This window comes from Streptomyces sp. H27-D2, assembly GCF_035828615.1.
Lineage (GTDB): Bacteria > Actinomycetota > Actinomycetes > Streptomycetales > Streptomycetaceae > Streptomyces.
The window spans coordinates 29,957-46,567 of the sequence record NZ_JAYMZR010000030.1; the positions used below are offsets into that span (position 1 = coordinate 29,957).

At 71.2% G+C, this 16,611-nt stretch carries 14 protein-coding genes; 7 read left to right on the forward strand and 7 right to left on the reverse strand.

What is annotated here, in order from left to right:
- Positions 1-336: 336 nt before the first annotated feature.
- The gene (locus QMK28_RS14295) at positions 337-1,110 is read right to left on the reverse strand and encodes an SDR family NAD(P)-dependent oxidoreductase (protein WP_326437762.1); all 774 of its coding nucleotides are present in this window, start codon (positions 1,108-1,110) and stop codon (positions 337-339) included.
- Between the two features lie 142 nt (positions 1,111-1,252).
- Positions 1,253-1,858 carry an antibiotic biosynthesis monooxygenase gene (locus QMK28_RS14300; protein ID WP_326437764.1) on the reverse strand — a complete coding sequence of 202 codons (606 nt, stop codon included), beginning with the start codon at positions 1,856-1,858 and terminating at the stop codon, positions 1,253-1,255.
- 357 nt (positions 1,859-2,215) lie between these two features.
- Here QMK28_RS14300 and QMK28_RS14305 point away from each other — a divergent pair, with 357 nt between their 5' ends.
- Positions 2,216-3,127, forward strand: coding sequence for a LysR family transcriptional regulator (locus tag QMK28_RS14305; RefSeq protein ID WP_326437766.1), 912 nt, complete (start codon positions 2,216-2,218; stop codon positions 3,125-3,127).
- 158 nt (positions 3,128-3,285) lie between these two features.
- On the opposite strand, the gene QMK28_RS14310 is transcribed toward QMK28_RS14305, so the two are convergent.
- Complete coding sequence (locus tag QMK28_RS14310) at positions 3,286-3,591, reverse strand: WhiB family transcriptional regulator (protein WP_326437768.1); 306 nt, start codon at positions 3,589-3,591, stop codon at positions 3,286-3,288.
- Between the two features lie 378 nt (positions 3,592-3,969).
- Between QMK28_RS14310 and QMK28_RS14315 the strand changes: the two genes are divergently transcribed.
- From QMK28_RS14315 to QMK28_RS14330, 4 genes are all read left to right on the forward strand, one after another.
- A complete protein-coding gene (locus tag QMK28_RS14315) occupies positions 3,970-4,581 on the forward strand; it encodes a response regulator transcription factor (RefSeq protein WP_003948568.1) in 612 nt (203 codons plus the stop codon).
- 298 nt (positions 4,582-4,879) lie between these two features.
- Positions 4,880-5,482, forward strand: a complete 603-nt coding sequence (locus tag QMK28_RS14320) for a sigma-70 family RNA polymerase sigma factor (RefSeq protein WP_326437771.1) — start codon at positions 4,880-4,882, stop codon at positions 5,480-5,482.
- A gap of 236 nt (positions 5,483-5,718) precedes the next feature.
- Entirely contained in the window at positions 5,719-7,224 is a 1,506-nt protein-coding gene (guaB, locus tag QMK28_RS14325) for an IMP dehydrogenase (protein ID WP_326437772.1), read from the forward strand.
- 172 nt (positions 7,225-7,396) lie between these two features.
- Positions 7,397-8,524, forward strand: a complete 1,128-nt coding sequence (locus QMK28_RS14330) for a GuaB3 family IMP dehydrogenase-related protein (RefSeq protein ID WP_326437774.1) — start codon at positions 7,397-7,399, stop codon at positions 8,522-8,524.
- A gap of 113 nt (positions 8,525-8,637) precedes the next feature.
- Here the strand turns inward: QMK28_RS14330 and QMK28_RS14335 are convergent, their stop codons facing one another.
- Entirely contained in the window at positions 8,638-9,255 is a 618-nt protein-coding gene (locus tag QMK28_RS14335) for a hypothetical protein (protein ID WP_326437776.1), read from the reverse strand.
- Positions 9,256-9,454: 199 nt separating this feature from the next.
- Positions 9,455-9,958, reverse strand: coding sequence for a hypothetical protein (locus QMK28_RS14340; RefSeq protein WP_326437778.1), 504 nt, complete (start codon positions 9,956-9,958; stop codon positions 9,455-9,457).
- Positions 9,959-10,119: 161 nt separating this feature from the next.
- On the opposite strand from QMK28_RS14340, the gene QMK28_RS14345 reads away from it, so the two are divergent.
- Positions 10,120-11,322, forward strand: coding sequence for a rod shape-determining protein (locus QMK28_RS14345; protein WP_326437780.1), 1,203 nt, complete (start codon positions 10,120-10,122; stop codon positions 11,320-11,322).
- Positions 11,323-11,512: 190 nt separating this feature from the next.
- Here QMK28_RS14345 and QMK28_RS14350 read toward each other — a convergent pair whose 3' ends face one another.
- The gene (locus QMK28_RS14350) at positions 11,513-12,784 is read right to left on the reverse strand and encodes a nucleotide sugar dehydrogenase (RefSeq protein WP_326437782.1); all 1,272 of its coding nucleotides are present in this window, start codon (positions 12,782-12,784) and stop codon (positions 11,513-11,515) included.
- Between the two features lie 208 nt (positions 12,785-12,992).
- On the opposite strand from QMK28_RS14350, the gene QMK28_RS14355 reads away from it, so the two are divergent.
- A complete protein-coding gene (locus QMK28_RS14355) occupies positions 12,993-14,702 on the forward strand; it encodes a glycerol-3-phosphate dehydrogenase/oxidase (RefSeq protein ID WP_326437784.1) in 1,710 nt (569 codons plus the stop codon).
- A gap of 551 nt (positions 14,703-15,253) precedes the next feature.
- Here the strand turns inward: QMK28_RS14355 and QMK28_RS14360 are convergent.
- A complete protein-coding gene (locus tag QMK28_RS14360; RefSeq protein WP_326437786.1) occupies positions 15,254-16,519 on the reverse strand; it encodes a serine hydrolase domain-containing protein in 1,266 nt (421 codons plus the stop codon).
- Positions 16,520-16,611: the final 92 nt, after the last annotated feature.

Genomic DNA, 16,611 nt, shown 5'->3' on the forward strand with positions numbered 1-16,611 from the left:
CGCGTGTGTGGGGTCGCGGGGCCGCTGTGCTGTGCTGTGAACCGTGCCCCGTCTTCGATGGAGACTCCGGTCCCACCAGCGGGAGCATCGAGGGCGTGAGCAGTAGTAAGAAATACTCTGTCGGCTTGCCCGAGGATCTGGCCGAGAGCATCCGGACCCAGGTCGGCCCCGGCGGATTCTCCGCCTACGTCACCGAAGCGCTGGAGCAGCGCGTTGCCATGGACATGCTCCGTGAGATCGTCGCGGACTCCGCGACGGACAACGACGCGCTGTCGCGCGAGGAGGTCGAGGCGGCCCGCGCTGTGTTGCGCGCGCGTCACCGCCGGGGCGGCCGCGCTAGCGCGGCCCGTACTTGCGGCCCGTGCTGGACGTCACCCGGGACAGCGCGCCCCGCGGCGCCAGCTTCACCAGGCCGCTGATCGCCTTGTAACGAGGGTCCGGGATGCTCAGCGTCTTGCCGCGGGCCAGGTCGCGCAGCGCGGCGGCGACCAGCTTGTCCGCGTCGAGCCACATCCAGGACGGGATGTTGCTGGTCTCCATGCCCGCCCGCTCATGGAACTCGGTGCGCACGAAGCCGGGGCAGAGCGCCATCAGCCGCACCCCGGAGCCGGCGAGATCGCGCGCCGCGCCCTGGGTGAACTGCACGACCCACGCCTTGCTGGCCCCGTACGTACCGCGCGGGACGAAGGCCGCGACGGAGGCCACGTTGACCACGCCACCGCGGCGGCGGTCCCGCATTCCGCTCACGGCGGCCGAGGTCAGCCGCAGCACCGCCTCGCAGTGCACCTTGAGCATGAGCAGCTCATCGGTCATCGGGACGTCGAGGAAAGCTCCCTTGTTGCCGAATCCGGCGTTGTTGACCAGCAGGTCCACCGGGTGGGTGCGGTCGCCGAGTCGCTTCTCGACCGCCTTGATGCCCTTCTCGGTGGAGAGGTCGGCGGAGAGCACCTCGACCTCGATGCCGTGCAGGTCGTGCAGTTCGGTGGCCTGCTCGTGCAGCCGCTTGGCGTCGCGCGCCACCACCACCAGGTTGTGTCCGTCGGCCGCCAGCCGGCGGGCGAAGGCCGCGCCGATTCCCGCCGTCGAACCTGTGATCAATGCAGTCGTCATACCGCGACGCTAGCGCTCAGCCGTGCGGGTGAGCACCCGGCCCCTCCTCGGAAGGGGGAATCCGGCCGGCCGCCCGATCGCCCCGGGGCCGGCCGGAAGGCGTCGGGCTCGGGCCGCATCGTGACTCAGCGGGGGATGGTGACTACTGGCGCTCGACCAGGACCACCTCGAACTCCTCCATGCTGCGCATGGCCACCCCCACCTTCGCGACCGCTTCGCCGCGGGCCGCCGACTGCTTACCCCGGGAAGCCACCAGCGCGGCCCGATCGGTGAAGAGCGTGCCCACATTGCCCCGCCCCTTGGCTCGGTCGATGAGCAGCGCCGCGCCCGCGACCCCTGCGATGGCCTGAAGCTTGGGCAGGGTGGTGTTCTGGAACGTCTGGACCAACAGGTCGACATTGGACGGGTCGACGTCGAACCGGCTCAACCGGAAGCCCGCGCCGGCCTGGACCTGCGGAGAGGGGGTGAATACCGCCGCCTCCCAGTTGTCGACCGTCACGGTGTGCGCGAACGGCGCCAGCAGGGCCGCGCGTCGGTCCTTGAGGTGATCGTCGCTGCTCTGCCGCGCCTGCTCGCTCTCCCACCAGGACCCCATCATGATCTTGCCTAGCTCACGGTCGGCGAACAGCCCGAACCCGCGGTATCCGGGCTGGTCGGCCAGGAGCTTCGGGGCTTCGACGCGGAGCCCGTCGAGGGATTCGTCGATCTTGGCGGGATCGCCGGTGGCGTAGGTGGTACGAACGTACATGGGTGCTCTCCTGTCGTCGGGTGGCGCTCGTCGGGGCGGCGGTCCTCTGCCTTACAGGCTCCATCCGAGGCCGCCGCATGCTGGGGAGCAACGCGGACGGTCCGTTCGGGGGACGGCCGGGAGCTGGAGCAGCCGTACGCCGCATGCCTCTGGGAGAGGCTGAGCGGGGCGAGCACAGGCACGGATGCGGGCGGGGGCGGCTCAGACCTCGTCCGGGCCGGTGGAGCACGGTGCCGCCCGCCCGTACATCGGGGTCCGTCCCCCCGGCCCGCCCCCGAATGGGGAAACGGTAATCCACCGCCCAAAGGTCTCGTCAAGGATTTAGCGGCAGCCCCAAGGGGCGCTTATGGTTGCGGGATGATCGAAGCCCGTCACCTCCGAGTGCTGCGCGCGGTGTCCGCCGCCGGCTCCTTCTCCGCGGCGGCGCGCGAGCTGGGCTGCACCCAGCCGGCCGTCAGCCAGCAGATGAAGGCGCTGGAGTTGTCCGTCGGCACCCCGCTGCTGGTCCGCACCGGCCGCGAGATGCGGCTCACCCAGGCGGGCGGCGCGCTGGTGCGGCACGCCGCCGGCATCCTCGCCGGGCTGACCGCGGCGGAGGAGGAGGTCGCGGCCATCGCGGGGCTGCGGGCGGGCCGGGTGCGGCTGGTGTCGTTCCCGAGCGGCAGCTCGACGCTGGTGCCGACCGCGCTCGCCGCGATGCGCGCCGCGCACCCCGGCACCCGGGTCTCGCTGGTGGAGGCCGAGCCGCCCAGCTCGGTGGACATGCTGCGCGAGGGCGACTGCGAGATCGCGCTGGCGTTCCGCTATCCGGAGGTGCGGGGCGCGGACCCGGCGGCCGAGGCGGAGTGGGACGACCTGGTGGTGCGCCCGCTGCTGACCGACCGGCTGGTCGGCCTGGTGCCGGAGGGCCACCGGCTCGCGGACGCGGCGCGGGTCGCCATCGGTGAGCTGGCCGGCGAGGCGTGGATCGCTGGCTGCCCGCGCTGCCGCAGGCACCTGGTGGAGGTCTGCGAGAGTGCGGGCTTCACGCCGCGGATCGACTTCGCGACCGACGACTATCCGGCGGTGATCGGCCTGGTGGGCGCCGGTCTCGGGGTCGCGGTGCTGCCCGAGCTGGCAGTGGAGTCCGTACGGCCCAAGGGGGCTCGGACGGTACGGCTCGATCCGGTGGTGCAGCGCGAGATCGTGGCGCTCACACTGCCCGATCTGGAGCGGGTGCCCGCGGTCGCGGCGATGCTCGACCAACTGGCGGGCGCGGCCCGGCGCTGAGTGCGCCTTCGGCTGAAGTCGGGACGGCCTTCGGCCGTTCGGGTGAGGGAGGCCGGGGGAGGGCGCTCCCCGGAGGTTCCTGGGGGTACGCGCCGGGCGGTACCTCGCCGACGGCGTGCCGGCCCGCGCGGACGGCGGGCGGATGGAGGAACGTTTCTTCAGTTACTGGGAGCGGCGATCAGCCGATGGCGGGCGCGCCCCATCAGTTCTTCGCGCTCGTCCTCGGTCAGGCCGCCCCAGACGCCGTACGGCTCCCGTACGGCGAGCGCGTGGGTCGCGCACTCGGCGCGCACCGGGCAGCGCATGCACACCTCTTTCGCCGAGGTCTCCCGGGCGCTGCGGGCCGCGCCGCGCTCGCCCTCGGGGTGGAAGAAGAGGGAGCTGTCGACTCCACGGCACGCGGCCACGAGCTGCCAGTCCCACAGATCTGCGTTCGGGCCAGGAAGGCGGGAGAAATCTGCCATTGCTTATCCCCTCGAAAGCGAGCTGAAGCGGGCGCAGTGTTCACGACCGTACATCTACTGTGTAAGTAGATGTAAATATGACTCATTGCGAATCTAGTCATAGACACCACCAAAGCCAAGGAATAGCAGCCAAATAGGGCATAGTGCGTGGTGGGGTTTGCCCCTGTCGTCGGCCTCCTGCGTGCCCGTCCCCTCACGTAGAGTGCCGAAGCCGGGTTTCCGACCCCGTAACTCTTTCGAGTGACCGTCGTTGAGAGTGCGGATGCGGTTGACGGGGGAACGTCTTGGGCAACAGCCCGAGTCCGTCAATCGCACAGGTGACGAAACGTAACCAGCCTGGAGGCTCAAGGTGACGCGCATCAGCTGCGGAGGGCGGTCATGACATCCGTCCTCGTCTGCGACGACTCCCCGCTTGCCCGAGAGGCGCTCCGCCGCGCGGTCGCGACCGTGCCCGGTGTAGAGCGCGTGACGACGGCGGCCAACGGCGAGGAAGTACTCCGCCGCTGGGGTGCCGATCGTTCGGACCTGATTCTGATGGACGTACGGATGCCCGGACTCGGCGGTGTCGAGACCGTGCGACGACTGCTGTCCGCCGACCCGGGCGCACGGATCATCATGCTGACGGTCGCCGAAGACCTGGACGGGGTGGCCCTCGCGGTGGCCGCCGGCGCCCGGGGCTATCTGCACAAGGACGCCTCGCGCGCCGAACTGCGGGCCACTGTGACCCAGGCGCTCGCCGATCCGACCTGGCGGCTCGCCCCGCGCCGGCTCAGGTCCGCCGAGATGGGCGCCGCCCCGACGCTCACCGCGCGTGAGATCCAGGTGCTCGAAGGGATGAGTCACGGCCGGTCCAACGCGGAGATCGGACGTGAGCTGTTTCTCTCCGAGGACACGGTGAAGACGCACGCCAGGAGGCTGTTCAAGAAGCTCGGCGCCTCCGACCGCGCGCACGCCGTGGCGCTCGGTTTCCGCTGGGGTCTGGTCCGTTAGGCGCCATGTCACCCGTAACGCAGTGAGGTCGCGGGATGCCGCATCCTTGGAGGTGTGACTCCTCCCCGGCGGAGGCCGGGGCTTCTCACTCGGCCCAGAAGAGACCTCATGACGGACAAGCCCTGTCCGCTGCCGCGTGGTTCCGGCGCAGGCCATCGGTGGAGTCTTGAGCGCGGGGCGGGCACTACCCGTAAGGGGGGCGTGGGACGTGAGTGCGAGAACACCGGCGCGTAACAGTTCGATGCACAACTATGAGGGCGGTGCCGTGGAGCATTCGGCACCAAGGCACCATGGACCGATGCGCGACGACGAGACGCCGGGATCCTCCATGGCCTCAGGCCCCGGGGAAATCGGAACACTCGTCCAGCGCGCGGCGGAGGGGGACGGCCAGGCCACCCACGATCTGCTGGCCCTCGTGCATCCGCTCGCACTGCGCTTCTGCCGCATCCGTCTCTCCCGGCTGCCCGGCGACGCCCGGCACTTCGTGGACGACCTGGCGCAGGAAGTCTGCCTGGCGGTGCTGTGCGCACTGCCGCGCTACCGCGACACCGGCCGGCCCTTCGAGGCATTCGTCTTCGCCATCGCCGCGCACAAGGTCGCCGACCTGCAACGGGCCGCGATGCGCGGCCCCGGCAGCACGGCGGTTCCCTCCGACGAGATGCCGGAGAAGCCGGACGACTCGCTGGGCCCCGAGGAGCGGGCGCTGCTCAGCAGTGACGCCGCCTGGGCCAAGAAACTGCTCGCCAATCTGCCGGACAACCAGCGCGAGCTGGTGCTGCTGCGGGTCGCGGTCGGGCTGACCGCCGAGGAGACCGGGCAGATGCTCGGGATGTCGCCGGGCGCGGTCCGGGTCGCCCAGCACCGCGCGCTGAGCAGACTCCGGGCGCTCGCCGGGCAGTGACGGCGGGGGCGTCGGGCGGGTACGGGCGCGAGCGTCGGGCAGGTTCGGACAGTGCGTCGGGCGGTGCGCCGGGCGGTGACGGGCAGGGTGCCCGCAGCTCGCTGAACTGCGCCCGGGGCTCAGTGAACCGTAGGAACGCACGAGTGACCAGGGCCTCGCCGTCCGTGGAAAGAGACCCACGGGAACGCCGTTAGCATGGGTGTCCGCGCTGTTGCAAGACCATCTGGAAGGGTGTCATGACTGACAACGTCGACGGACTGCCTGCGAAATTCGCGATGCTCGGGCTGACCTACGACGACGTGCTGCTGCTCCCGGGTGCGTCAGAGGTGCTCCCGAACGCGGTCGACACCTCGTCCCGGGTCTCCCGCAACGTACGCGTGAACATTCCGCTGCTGTCGGCCGCGATGGACAAGGTCACCGAGGCGCGGATGGCCATCGCGATGGCCCGCCAGGGCGGCGCGGGCGTGCTGCACCGCAACCTGTCCATCGAGGACCAGGCGAACCAGGTGGACCTGGTCAAGCGCTCGGAGTCCGGGATGGTGACCGACCCCATCACGGTCCGCCCCGACGCGACGCTGTTCGAGGCTGACGCGCTCTGCGCGAAGTTCCGCATCAGCGGCGTGCCGGTGACGGACGTGGCCGGCAAGCTGCTCGGCATCGTCACCAACCGCGACATGGCCTTCGAGATGGACCGCAGCCGCCAGGTGCGCGAGGTCATGACGCCGATGCCGCTGGTCACCGGCAGCGTCGGCATCTCCGGCGAGGACGCGATCGAGCTGCTCCGCCGGCACAAGATCGAGAAGCTGCCGCTGGTGGACAGCGCCGGCGTGCTCAAGGGCCTGATCACGGTCAAGGACTTCGTCAAGGCCGAGAAGTACCCGAACGCCGCCAAGGACGCCGAGGGCCGGCTGGTGGTCGGCGCCGCGGTCGGCGTCGGCGACGAGGCGTTCGACCGGGCCCAGGCGCTGGTCGCCGCCGGTGCGGACTTCCTGGTCGTGGACAGCGCGCACGGGCACAGCCGCGGCATCCTCGACATGATCTCCAAGATCAAGTCCAATGTGACGGTCGACATCGTCGGCGGCAACGTCGCGACCCGCGACGGCGCCCAGGCGCTCATCGACTCCGGCGTCGACGGCATCAAGGTCGGTGTCGGCCCCGGTTCCATCTGCACCACCCGGGTGGTGGCCGGCGTCGGCGTGCCGCAGATCACCGCGATCTACGAGGCCGCGCAGGCGGCCCACGCGGCCGGCGTCCCGCTGATCGGCGACGGCGGCCTCCAGTACTCCGGCGACATCGCGAAGGCGATCGCGGCCGGCGCCGACACGGTGATGCTCGGCAGCCTGCTCGCGGGCTGCGAGGAGTCGCCGGGCGAGATGGTCTTCGTCAACGGCAAGCAGTTCAAGTCCTACCGGGGCATGGGCTCGCTGGGCGCGATGCAGTCGCGCGGCCAGGCCCGCTCCTTCTCCAAGGACCGCTACTTCCAGGACAACGTGCTCTCCGAGGACAAGCTCGTCCCCGAGGGCATCGAGGGCCAGGTCCCCTACCGCGGCCCGCTCAGCTCGGTCGCGCACCAGCTCATCGGCGGCCTGCGGGCCTCGATGGGCTATGTGGGCTCCGCCGACGTGCAGGAGCTCAAGGCCAAGGGCCAGTTCGTCCGGATCTCGTCGGCCGGACTCAAGGAGAGCCACCCGCACGACATCCAGATGACCACCGAGGCGCCGAACTACTCGTCGCGCCGGTAGGCAACGGCGTACGGAACGCGACCCGCCGCACAGAACACAACCCCGCCGCAGCGCCCCGCGCCCCCTCCACCCAGAATCCCCGAGCGTTCCGACGCCGGGGGCAGGGGAGCGGAGCCGGGGCGCGGCGCGTCGGGGATACTGGTACGGCTGACGTTGAGGAAAGGCCACACACGTGACTGAGATCGAGATCGGGCGCGGCAAGCGCGGCCGTCGGGCGTACGCCTTTGATGACATCGCCGTGGTGCCGAGTCGCCGTACTCGGGACCCGAAGGAGGTCTCGATCGCCTGGCAGATCGACGCCTACCGGTTCGAGCTGCCGTTCCTGGCCGCTCCGATGGACTCGGTCGTGTCCCCGAAGACCGCCATCCGCATCGGTGAGCTGGGGGGACTGGGCGTCCTCAACCTCGAAGGGCTGTGGACGCGCTACGAGGACCCCGAGTCGCTGCTCGCGGAGATCGCCGAGCTGGACGAGGCGAGCGCGACCCGCCGGATGCAGGAGATCTACGCCGAGCCGATCAAGGCCGAGCTGATCATCCAGCGCATCAACGAGGTACGGGACTCCGGTGTGGTGACCGCCGCCGCGCTGTCCCCGCAGCGCACCGCGGAGTTCTCCAAGGCCGTCGTCGACGCCGGCGTGGACATCTTCGTCATCCGCGGCACGACCGTCTCCGCCGAGCATGTCTCCGGGGCCGCCGAGCCGCTGAACCTCAAGCAGTTCATCTACGAGCTGGACGTGCCGGTCATCGTGGGCGGCTGCGCCACCTACACCGCCGCGCTGCACCTGATGCGGACCGGCGCGGCCGGCGTGCTGGTCGGCTTCGGCGGCGGCGCCGCGCACACCACCCGTAACGTGCTGGGCATCCAGGTCCCGATGGCGACCGCGGTCGCCGACGTCGCCGCCGCGCGACGGGACTACATGGACGAGTCCGGCGGCCGGTATGTGCACGTGATCGCCGACGGCGGCGTCGGCTGGAGCGGTGACCTGCCCAAGGCCATCGCCTGCGGCGCGGACGCCGTGATGATGGGCTCCCCGCTCGCACGCGCCATCGACGCCCCCGGCCGCGGCCACCACTGGGGCATGGAAGCCGTGCACGAGGACGTGCCGCGCGGCAAGCGGATGGACCTCGGCACGGTCGGCACCACCGAGGAGATCCTGCTCGGCCCGTCGAACACCCCGGACGGCTCGATGAACTTCTTCGGCGCGCTGCGCCGGGCGATGGCGACGACGGGTTACTCGGAGCTCAAGGAGTTCCAGCGGGTCGAGGTCACGGTCTCGCCTTCGCAGCACGACAACAGCTGACGCGGGCGGGCTGGGCTGGACTCGGCCCGGATCGCGCCCGCGCTACGCATGGGAAGGGGCCCCGCCGCTTGAGTTTCAGCGGTCGGGGCCCCTTCCCATGCGGTGACGACGGGTCAGTTGGCCAGCTTCTTGGCGGCGCTGAATACGGCGGCACCCGAGAGCACGTAGAACAACAGGTCGATGGCCTCGAAGTTGTCTTGCCAGGCCTTCGAGATGTCGTCGAAGTACTCGGTCAGCGCCTCGACGACCGAGATGTGGAGGTAGTCCATGAGCACCAGGGTGAACCCGAAGATCTGCCCGAGGTAGACGCCGATCAGGCCGAGCAGGATGCCGACGAATACCAGGATCGGATTCCGGCCGCCGATCTTGCCGAGAGCGGCACCGATGAGAGCGCCGACACCGGCGGCCAGGTAGCCGACCTGGCCGCCGTCCGACGCCTTGAACACGCCGCCGTAAATGCCCGCGCCGACCAGCATCGCCACCACACCCGCGACGATCGCCAGCCCGACCTTGCCCGAGGGCGCGGGCGGGGGCGGCGGGAAGCCGCCGGGCGCGCCGTACGGGGGCTGCTGCGGCTGCTGGCCGAACGGGTTCCCGCCGGGCTGCGGGGGCTGCTGCGGCGGCTGGCCGTACGGGTTGCCGCCCGGCTGCGGCGGCTGCTGGGCGTACGGGTTCTGGTCCGGCTGCTGCGGTGGCTGGTTCGGCTGCTGGGCGTACGGGTTCTGGCTCATGGTTTCCCCCGGGGATGAAGGTGTGGGGACCGCACTCCGGGGACAGGTGGAACAGGAGTATGGAACAGGAGTGCGGTCAGATAAGTACGGGATGCAGGTTAACCGTTGGGGCAGGGCAGCCGACAAGGTATATGCGGGGGTCGTGACATGGCTGGAACGCGGCTGTGTCGTCCGGGCCGTCGTGGGCCGTCCCCCGTGGCTACTCGGCGACGCGCCTGGCGACCAGGAAGCCCTCGGCGGCGGCCACCGTGTAGAAGGTGATGTCGTTCTTGCCGAGGAGGTCGTGCTGCCAGTAGTGCGCGACCGCGCCGAAGTGCCGCAGCAGCGTCTCCGCGGTGGTCGCGGAGCCGGCGGCGTCGGCCAGCAGGATGGCCGCGCCCACGAACTGGGCGGCGCAGACGGCGAGGAGGGCGAGCGGGACGCCGGCGTACGCGGTCAGCGGGGCACGGCCGCCGAACCTGCCGAGCACGGCGCCGACGAGCAGGCCCAGGGCGAGAGCCCAGTAGCCGACTTCGGGTCCGCGCTGCCCGGTCTTCCCCTGGAGGACGCCGAGCACGAGGGCGCCGAGCAGCGCCGCGGCCAGCCCGGCGGCGATGCCGGCGGCGGGGCGGCCGGCATCGGGGCGGCCGACGAACCGTGCGCGCGTCCGGCCGGTGGCCGGCGCGGGTGGTGCGGAGCCGGTCGGCATCACGGGCATGCTCATGGCGACTCCCCTGGAGTGACAGATGGAGTGACAGATGGCGTGACACAAGAGCGAAATCATGGCTCTTGATCAACGACGGTGCACGCTAGCAGGGCCGTTTGACGGACCTACGGCGGTATCAACGCCAGATAAGAATCCGGCATAGGGAATAATGGCAACTTATGGCGCAAAGCAAGTCGTTCACCGGACGTGACATGGGCATCGATCTCGGCACCGCGAACACGCTGGTGTACGTACGCGGAAAGGGAGTGGTGCTGAACGAGCCGTCGGTTGTGGCGGTCAATACGGCCGACGGCAGTGTGCTGTCGGTGGGGTCCGATGCCAGGGAGACCATCGGGCGGACCCCGTCGAACATCGTCGCCGTCCGCCCGCTGCGGGACGGGGTCATCGCCGACTTCGAAATAGCGGAGCGGATGCTGCGGCACTTCATGAAGCGGGTCACCGGCAACCGCCGCTTCTCCCGCCCGCGTGTCGTGGTCTGCGTGCCTTCCGGGATCACCGGCGTCGAGCGGCGCGCGGTGATCGAGGCCGCGACCCAGGCCGGGGCGCGCCAGGTGCACCTGATCGAGGAGCCGATGGCCGCCGCGATCGGCGCCGGCATGCCGGTGAGCGAGCCGACGGGCTGCATGGTGGTCGACATCGGCGGCGGCACGACCGAGGTCGCCGTCATCTCGCTGGGCGGCATCGTCACCGCGTGTTCGGTACGGGTGGCGGGCGACGCGATGGACGCCGCGATCATCTCGTACGTCAAGAAGGAGTACGCCCTCGCCATAGGGGAGCGGACCGCCGAGCAGTTGAAGATGACGATCGGCTCCGCCTCAGCCGACGGCGGCTGGTCCGCGTCGAGCCTGGGGGCGCTCGTCACCAGCCGCTCGGCCGCCGCGGCCGGGGTCAACGGCTCCAAGGACGTGACCAGGAGCGAGCCGGCGGGTGAGTCGGCGGGCGAGCCCGGCGACTCGGAGCAGACCCAGTGCCTGCTGCCGCCGGACCGCTGCGCCATCCGCGGCCGGGACCACGCGAGCGGTCTGCCGAAGATGCTGGAGCTGACCGCCGCCGAGGTGCGGCACGCGCTGGCGGAGCCGGTGGACGCCATCGTGGCGGCGGTCCGCAAGACGCTGGACGCCACCCCGCCGGAGCTCTCGGGCGACATCATGGACCGGGGCATAGTGCTGACCGGCGGCGGCGCGCTGCTGCGCGGCCTGGATGTGCGGCTCAGTCAGGAGCTGGACATCCCGGTGCTGGTGGCCGAGAACCCGCTGGACTGCGTCGCGATCGGCACCGGCATGTGCGTCGAGGACTACGAGTCGCTCAAGACGGTGCTCGACGCGGAGCCGCAGCGGTTGGGGATGACCGGACGGCTGTGACGGCGGGCAGGACGGCTGCGACGGCTGTTCGGCTGGTTGTGACAGCGGGCTGGACGGTCGTGACAGTAGGCCGGACGCGGGCAGGGCACGGACGGGGCGCGGACTCATGACCGGTGTGGCCGCGCCCGTCGGCTGCGCGCCGCGCACTCGCGGCCCGGTGGGCCGCGCCCGTCGGCTGCGCGCCGCGCACTCACAACCGGTGAGCCGCCCCCGTAGGGCTCGCGCCGCGGGTGTCCAGCAGTAGCTGGGCCTTCACCGCGAGCCCTTGCAGGTCGTACGTGCGGTGGTGCTGGAGCAGCAGCGTCAGGTCGGCCGCGGCGGCGGCCTCGTAGAGCGAGTCGGCGCGCGGCACCGGCTGGCCCAGCACCCGCCACTGCGGGACGTACGGGTCGTGGTAGCTCAGCTGCGCGCCCAGTTCCATCAGCCGGTTGGCGATCTCGCGGGCGGGTGAGCCCTCCTGGTCGGCGACGTCGGGCTTGTAGGTCACGCCCAGCAGCAGGACGCGGGCGCCGCGGGCCGATTTGCCGTGTTCGTTGAGCAGGGTCGCGCAGCGCTGGATGACGTAGCGCGGCATTCGCTCGTTGACCTCCTGGGCCAGTTCCACCATCCGCAGCGGGTAGCCGAGGGTGCGGCTCTTGTAGGAGAGGTAGTTCGGGTCGATGGGCACGCCGTGGCCGCCGACGCCGGGGCCGGGACGGAACGCCTGGAAGCCGAACGGCTTGGTCTCCGCGCAGCGGACCACGTCCCACACGTCCACGCCGATGTCGTGGCAGAACACCGCCATCTCGTTGACCAGGGCGATGTTGACCTGGCGGTAGTTGGTCTCCAGCACCTTCACGGTCTCCGCCTCGCGCGGCCCTCTGGCCCGTACGACCTTGTCGGTGAGCCGCCCGTAGAAGGCCGCCGCCGACTCGGTGCAGGCGGGTGTGAGGCCGCCGATGACCTGCGGGGTGTTGGCGTGGCCGTAGCCGCGGTTGCCGGGGTCGAGCCGGTTCGGCGCGTAGGCGAGGTGGAAGTCCCGGCCGGCCCGCAGCCCCGAGCCCTCCTCCAGGATCGGCCGCAGGAAGTCCTCGGTGGTGCCGGGGTAGACCGTCGATTCGAGCAGCACCGTGGTGTGCGGGCGCAACCGGGCGGCGAGCGCGCGGGCGGCGTCGCCGACGGCGCTCAGGTCGAGGGCGCGGTCCTCGCCGAGCGGGGTGGGGGCGCAGATCACCGCGGTGCGGACCCGGCCCAGCTCGGCGGGGTCGGTGGTGGCCCGGAAGCCGCGGGAGAGCATCCGGCGGATCTCGGCGGGGGCGAGGGCGCCGTCGACGCCTTCGTGCGGGAGCCGTCCCGCGTTGAGTTCGGCGGCGGCGCGTGGGTCGGTGTCGTAGCCGAGGGTGCGGATGCCGGCCGCGGTGGCGGCCTGGGCGAAGGGGAGGCCGTGCTGGCCGAGTCCGATGACGGCGAGGTCTGCGGGCATGGCGGGCGTCCGTCCTTTCCAGCGAGATCCCGGATGGCGCAAAGTCACACTAAGCGGAAATATGACTCATATTCAGTATTGGGCGATCTCCGCGACGCGGTGTTGCGGCACGCGTCGGAGGCCGGTTGCCGGGTAGTAGCCCGTGCATCGACGCACGGGGCGAGCGGCTCCGGGTGCCGTGGGAGCCCGATCACAACGGGAGGTATCAGTGAGGACAGCGACACTGGGTCCGGCTGAGCGCGGCGAGGCGCTCGCCCGGATGGCGGACCGTGAGCTCGACATCTTGGTGGTGGGGGCCGGCGTGGTCGGCGCGGGCACCGCGCTGGACGCCGCCACCCGGGGCCTGGCGACCGGGCTCGTCGAGGCGCGGGACTGGGCCTCCGGCACATCGAGCAGATCGAGCAAGCTCATCCACGGCGGCCTGCGCTATCTGGAGATGCTCGACTTCTCCCTCGTACGGGAGGCGCTCAAGGAGCGCGGGCTGCTGCTGGAGCGGCTCGCGCCGCACCTGGTGAAGCCGGTGGCCTTCCTGTACCCCTTGCAGCACAAGGGCTGGGAGCGCATCTACGCCGGCTCCGGCGTCGCGCTCTACGACGCCATGTCGCTCTCCTCCGGGCACGGCCGCGGCCTGCCCACCCACCGCCACCTCACCCGCAAGCACGCGCTGCGGGTCGCGCCCTGCCTCAAGAAGGACGCGCTGGTCGGCGCGCTCCAGTACTACGACGCGCAGATGGACGACGCCCGCTACGTCACCACGCTGGTGCGCACCGCCACCTCGTACGGCGCCCAGGTCGCCAACCGGGCGCGGGTGATCGGCTTCCTGCGCGAGGGCGAGCGGGTCGTCGGGGCCCGGGTGGAGGACGTCGAGGCCGGCGGCGAGTACGAGATCCGCGCGAAGCAGGTGGTGAACGCGACCGGCGTGTGGACGGACGACACCCAGGCGCTGATCGGCGAGCGCGGCCAGTTCCACGTACGGGCCTCCAAGGGCATCCACCTGGTCGTGCCGAAGGACCGCATCCACTCCTCGACCGGGCTGATCCTGCGGACCGAGAAGAGCGTGCTGTTCGTCATCCCGTGGGGGCGGCACTGGATCGTCGGCACCACGGACACCGACTGGGACCTCGACAAGGCGCACCCGGCCGCCTCCAGCGCCGACATCGACTATCTGCTCGAACATGTGAACTCGGTCCTCGCCACCCCGCTGACCAGGGACGATGTGGAGGGCGTGTACGCGGGGCTGCGCCCGCTGCTGGCCGGTGAGTCGGACGCGACCAGCAAGCTCTCGCGCGAGCACACCGTCGCGCACCCCGCACCGGGCCTGGTGGTCGTCGCGGGCGGCAAGTACACGACGTACCGGGTGATGGCGAAGGACGCGGTGGACGAGGCGGTGCACGCGCTCGACCACCGGGTCGCGGAGTGCATCACCGAGGACGTGCCGCTGATCGGCGCCGAGGGCTACAAGGCGATGTGGAACGGGCGGGCCCGGATCGCCGCGCGCACCGGGCTGCACGTGGCGCGCGTCGAGCATCTGCTGAACCGCTACGGGTCGATGGCGGAGGAGGTTCTGGAGCTGATCACCGCCACCCCCTCGCTCGGCGAACCGCTCGCCGCCGCCGACGACTACCTGCGCGCGGAGGTCGTCTACGCGGCCTCGCACGAGGGCGCGCGGCACCTCGACGACGTGCTGACCCGGCGCACCAGGATCTCGATCGAGACCTTCGACCGCGGAACGCTCAGCGCCCGCGAGGCGGCCGGGCTGATGGCCCCGGTGCTGGGCTGGAGCAAGGAGCAGATCGAGAAGGAGGTCGAGCACTACGAGAAGCGCGTCGAGGCGGAGCGCGAGTCGCAGTTGCAGCCCGACGACCTGACGGCGGACGCGGCCCGGCTGGGCGCGCCGGATCTGGTGCCGCGGGCTTGACGCGTGGCAGCCCTGCGGCTCCGGCGGCGGCTGTGCAGGTTCCTGTATGGGGTAGGCGTGCTCACTGCGCTGGTGTTCCTCCTCTTCTCCACAGAGGATAAACACCAGCGTCAGCACTTCACCGGCTGTTGCCGGACGGAGGATCTACCAGTCGACCATGCCGGCACCGCCTAGGCCGACGCCGGAGCCGGTGAGACACGGAAGCTCCGCCGGCCTGCGTGGACCAGCTCACCGGGAGGCTCCGGCTCGGGCGGTCGGGGGGCTGAGCGAGTTCAGCATGATCTTGCGAGGAACCCCGGGCCTTTAGGACTCCGCCGGTTTACACATTTCCCAACGGAGTCCTTTAGGGCCGGGTCAAGTTGACCGCAGTTCCCATGACTCGACCCTGCGGAGCAGACTTGATGCGCAGGTCGTTTGTCCTGTCCACGATGCTGGCCGTTCTCCTTACCGGCACCTCCCTGGCGTCGGCCCAGGCCGTGGCCCAGGATCCCGACGCCCCGCGTGCGGGGAGCCGGCGTATCGCTCGCGGGCGAGGAGGCGGCGCGTGGCGGCTACCCGCGCCCGCAGAACTCCCCCGCCAGCAGCGCCGCGACGCGGCCCCTCGCCGCGGGGGTGTCGGTGTTGACCCGGTAGCTGAGCAGATGAGTGCCGCCCGCCGTGCCCAGGGTCTGGGCGTGTGAGCCGGTGATGTCCCCGTTGTGGCCCCACACGGTCCGGCCGCAGGGCAGCTTCACCGGGAACAGCCCCATGCCGTACCGGCCGTGCGTCGCGGCGGTGTCCCGCATCAGGGCGAGTTGCCGGGGCCGCAGCAGGTCGCCGCGGAGCAGCGCGCCGTAGAAGCGGTTGAGGTCGTCGAGGGTGGAGACGACCTCGCCCGCCGCGCCGGCCCCGGAGGGGTTGAGGTCGGTGACGTCCAGCGGGCGGCCGGTGCGGGTGGAGTAGGCGCGGCCGTGCGGAGCGGGGAGGGTGGCGCGGGTGCCGGGGAAGGAGGTGGCCGTCAGCCGCAGCGGTCGCAGGATGCGGCGGGTGGCTTCGGACGCGTACGAACGGCCCGTCACCTGCCGCACGATCATGCCGAGTACGAGGTAGTTGGTGTTGGAATAGCGCCAGTTCGCCCCCGGCGCGGAGGTCGGCGGGTGGGCCAGCGCGATCCGGACGAGGCTCCGCGGGGAGCGGGTGTCGTAGCGGTGTGCGGTGAAGCCCGCGCCGGTGAGCCGGCGGGCGAAGGCGGGGTCGTCGGTGTACGAGAACAGCCCGCTGGTGTGGTTGAGGAGTTGCCGGACGGTGATCCGGCGGCCGTCGTCGCCGTGGCCCGTGAGCAGGCCGGGGAGCAGGCTCTCGACGGTGTCGTCGAGACCGAGCCGGTGTTCGGCGGTCAGTTGCAGGACGACGGCCGCGAGAAAGGTTTTGGTGATGCTGCCCACGCGGAAGCGGTCATTCCGGTGAATCGGGCGGCCGGTCCCGAGGTCCGCGACGCCCGCTGCCGCGAAGCGCGTACCGGCCTTGTCCCGCGCCAGCGCCGCCGCTCCGGGAGCCCCTGACGGCTTGCCCGAGGACCGGTCCGAAACCCGGCGGAACGGCTGCCCGCGCGCCACCAGCCGCCGCACGGCGGACCGGGTGCGCTCGCCGTTCGCGCTGCTCACGGGCGGATCGGCGACCCGGCCGGCGGCCGGGTCCGCGCCGCGTACGGGCGAGTTGAGGCCACGTCCGGCGCTCACTCCCAGTGGGATCGCCAGTACCACCAGCAGCACCGCCAGGGCCGCCGGGGACGGTGCGCGGGGCGGGCGGCGGGGGCCTGGGGTGCTGCGGGTGGGCATGGGGAGGCCGCTCGTTCGACAGTCGTCAGGTGCGTATCGCGCCATGATCTCCGTGCTGCCGGAAGCGGTCCAGGGCGGGGCTCCGGACCCGG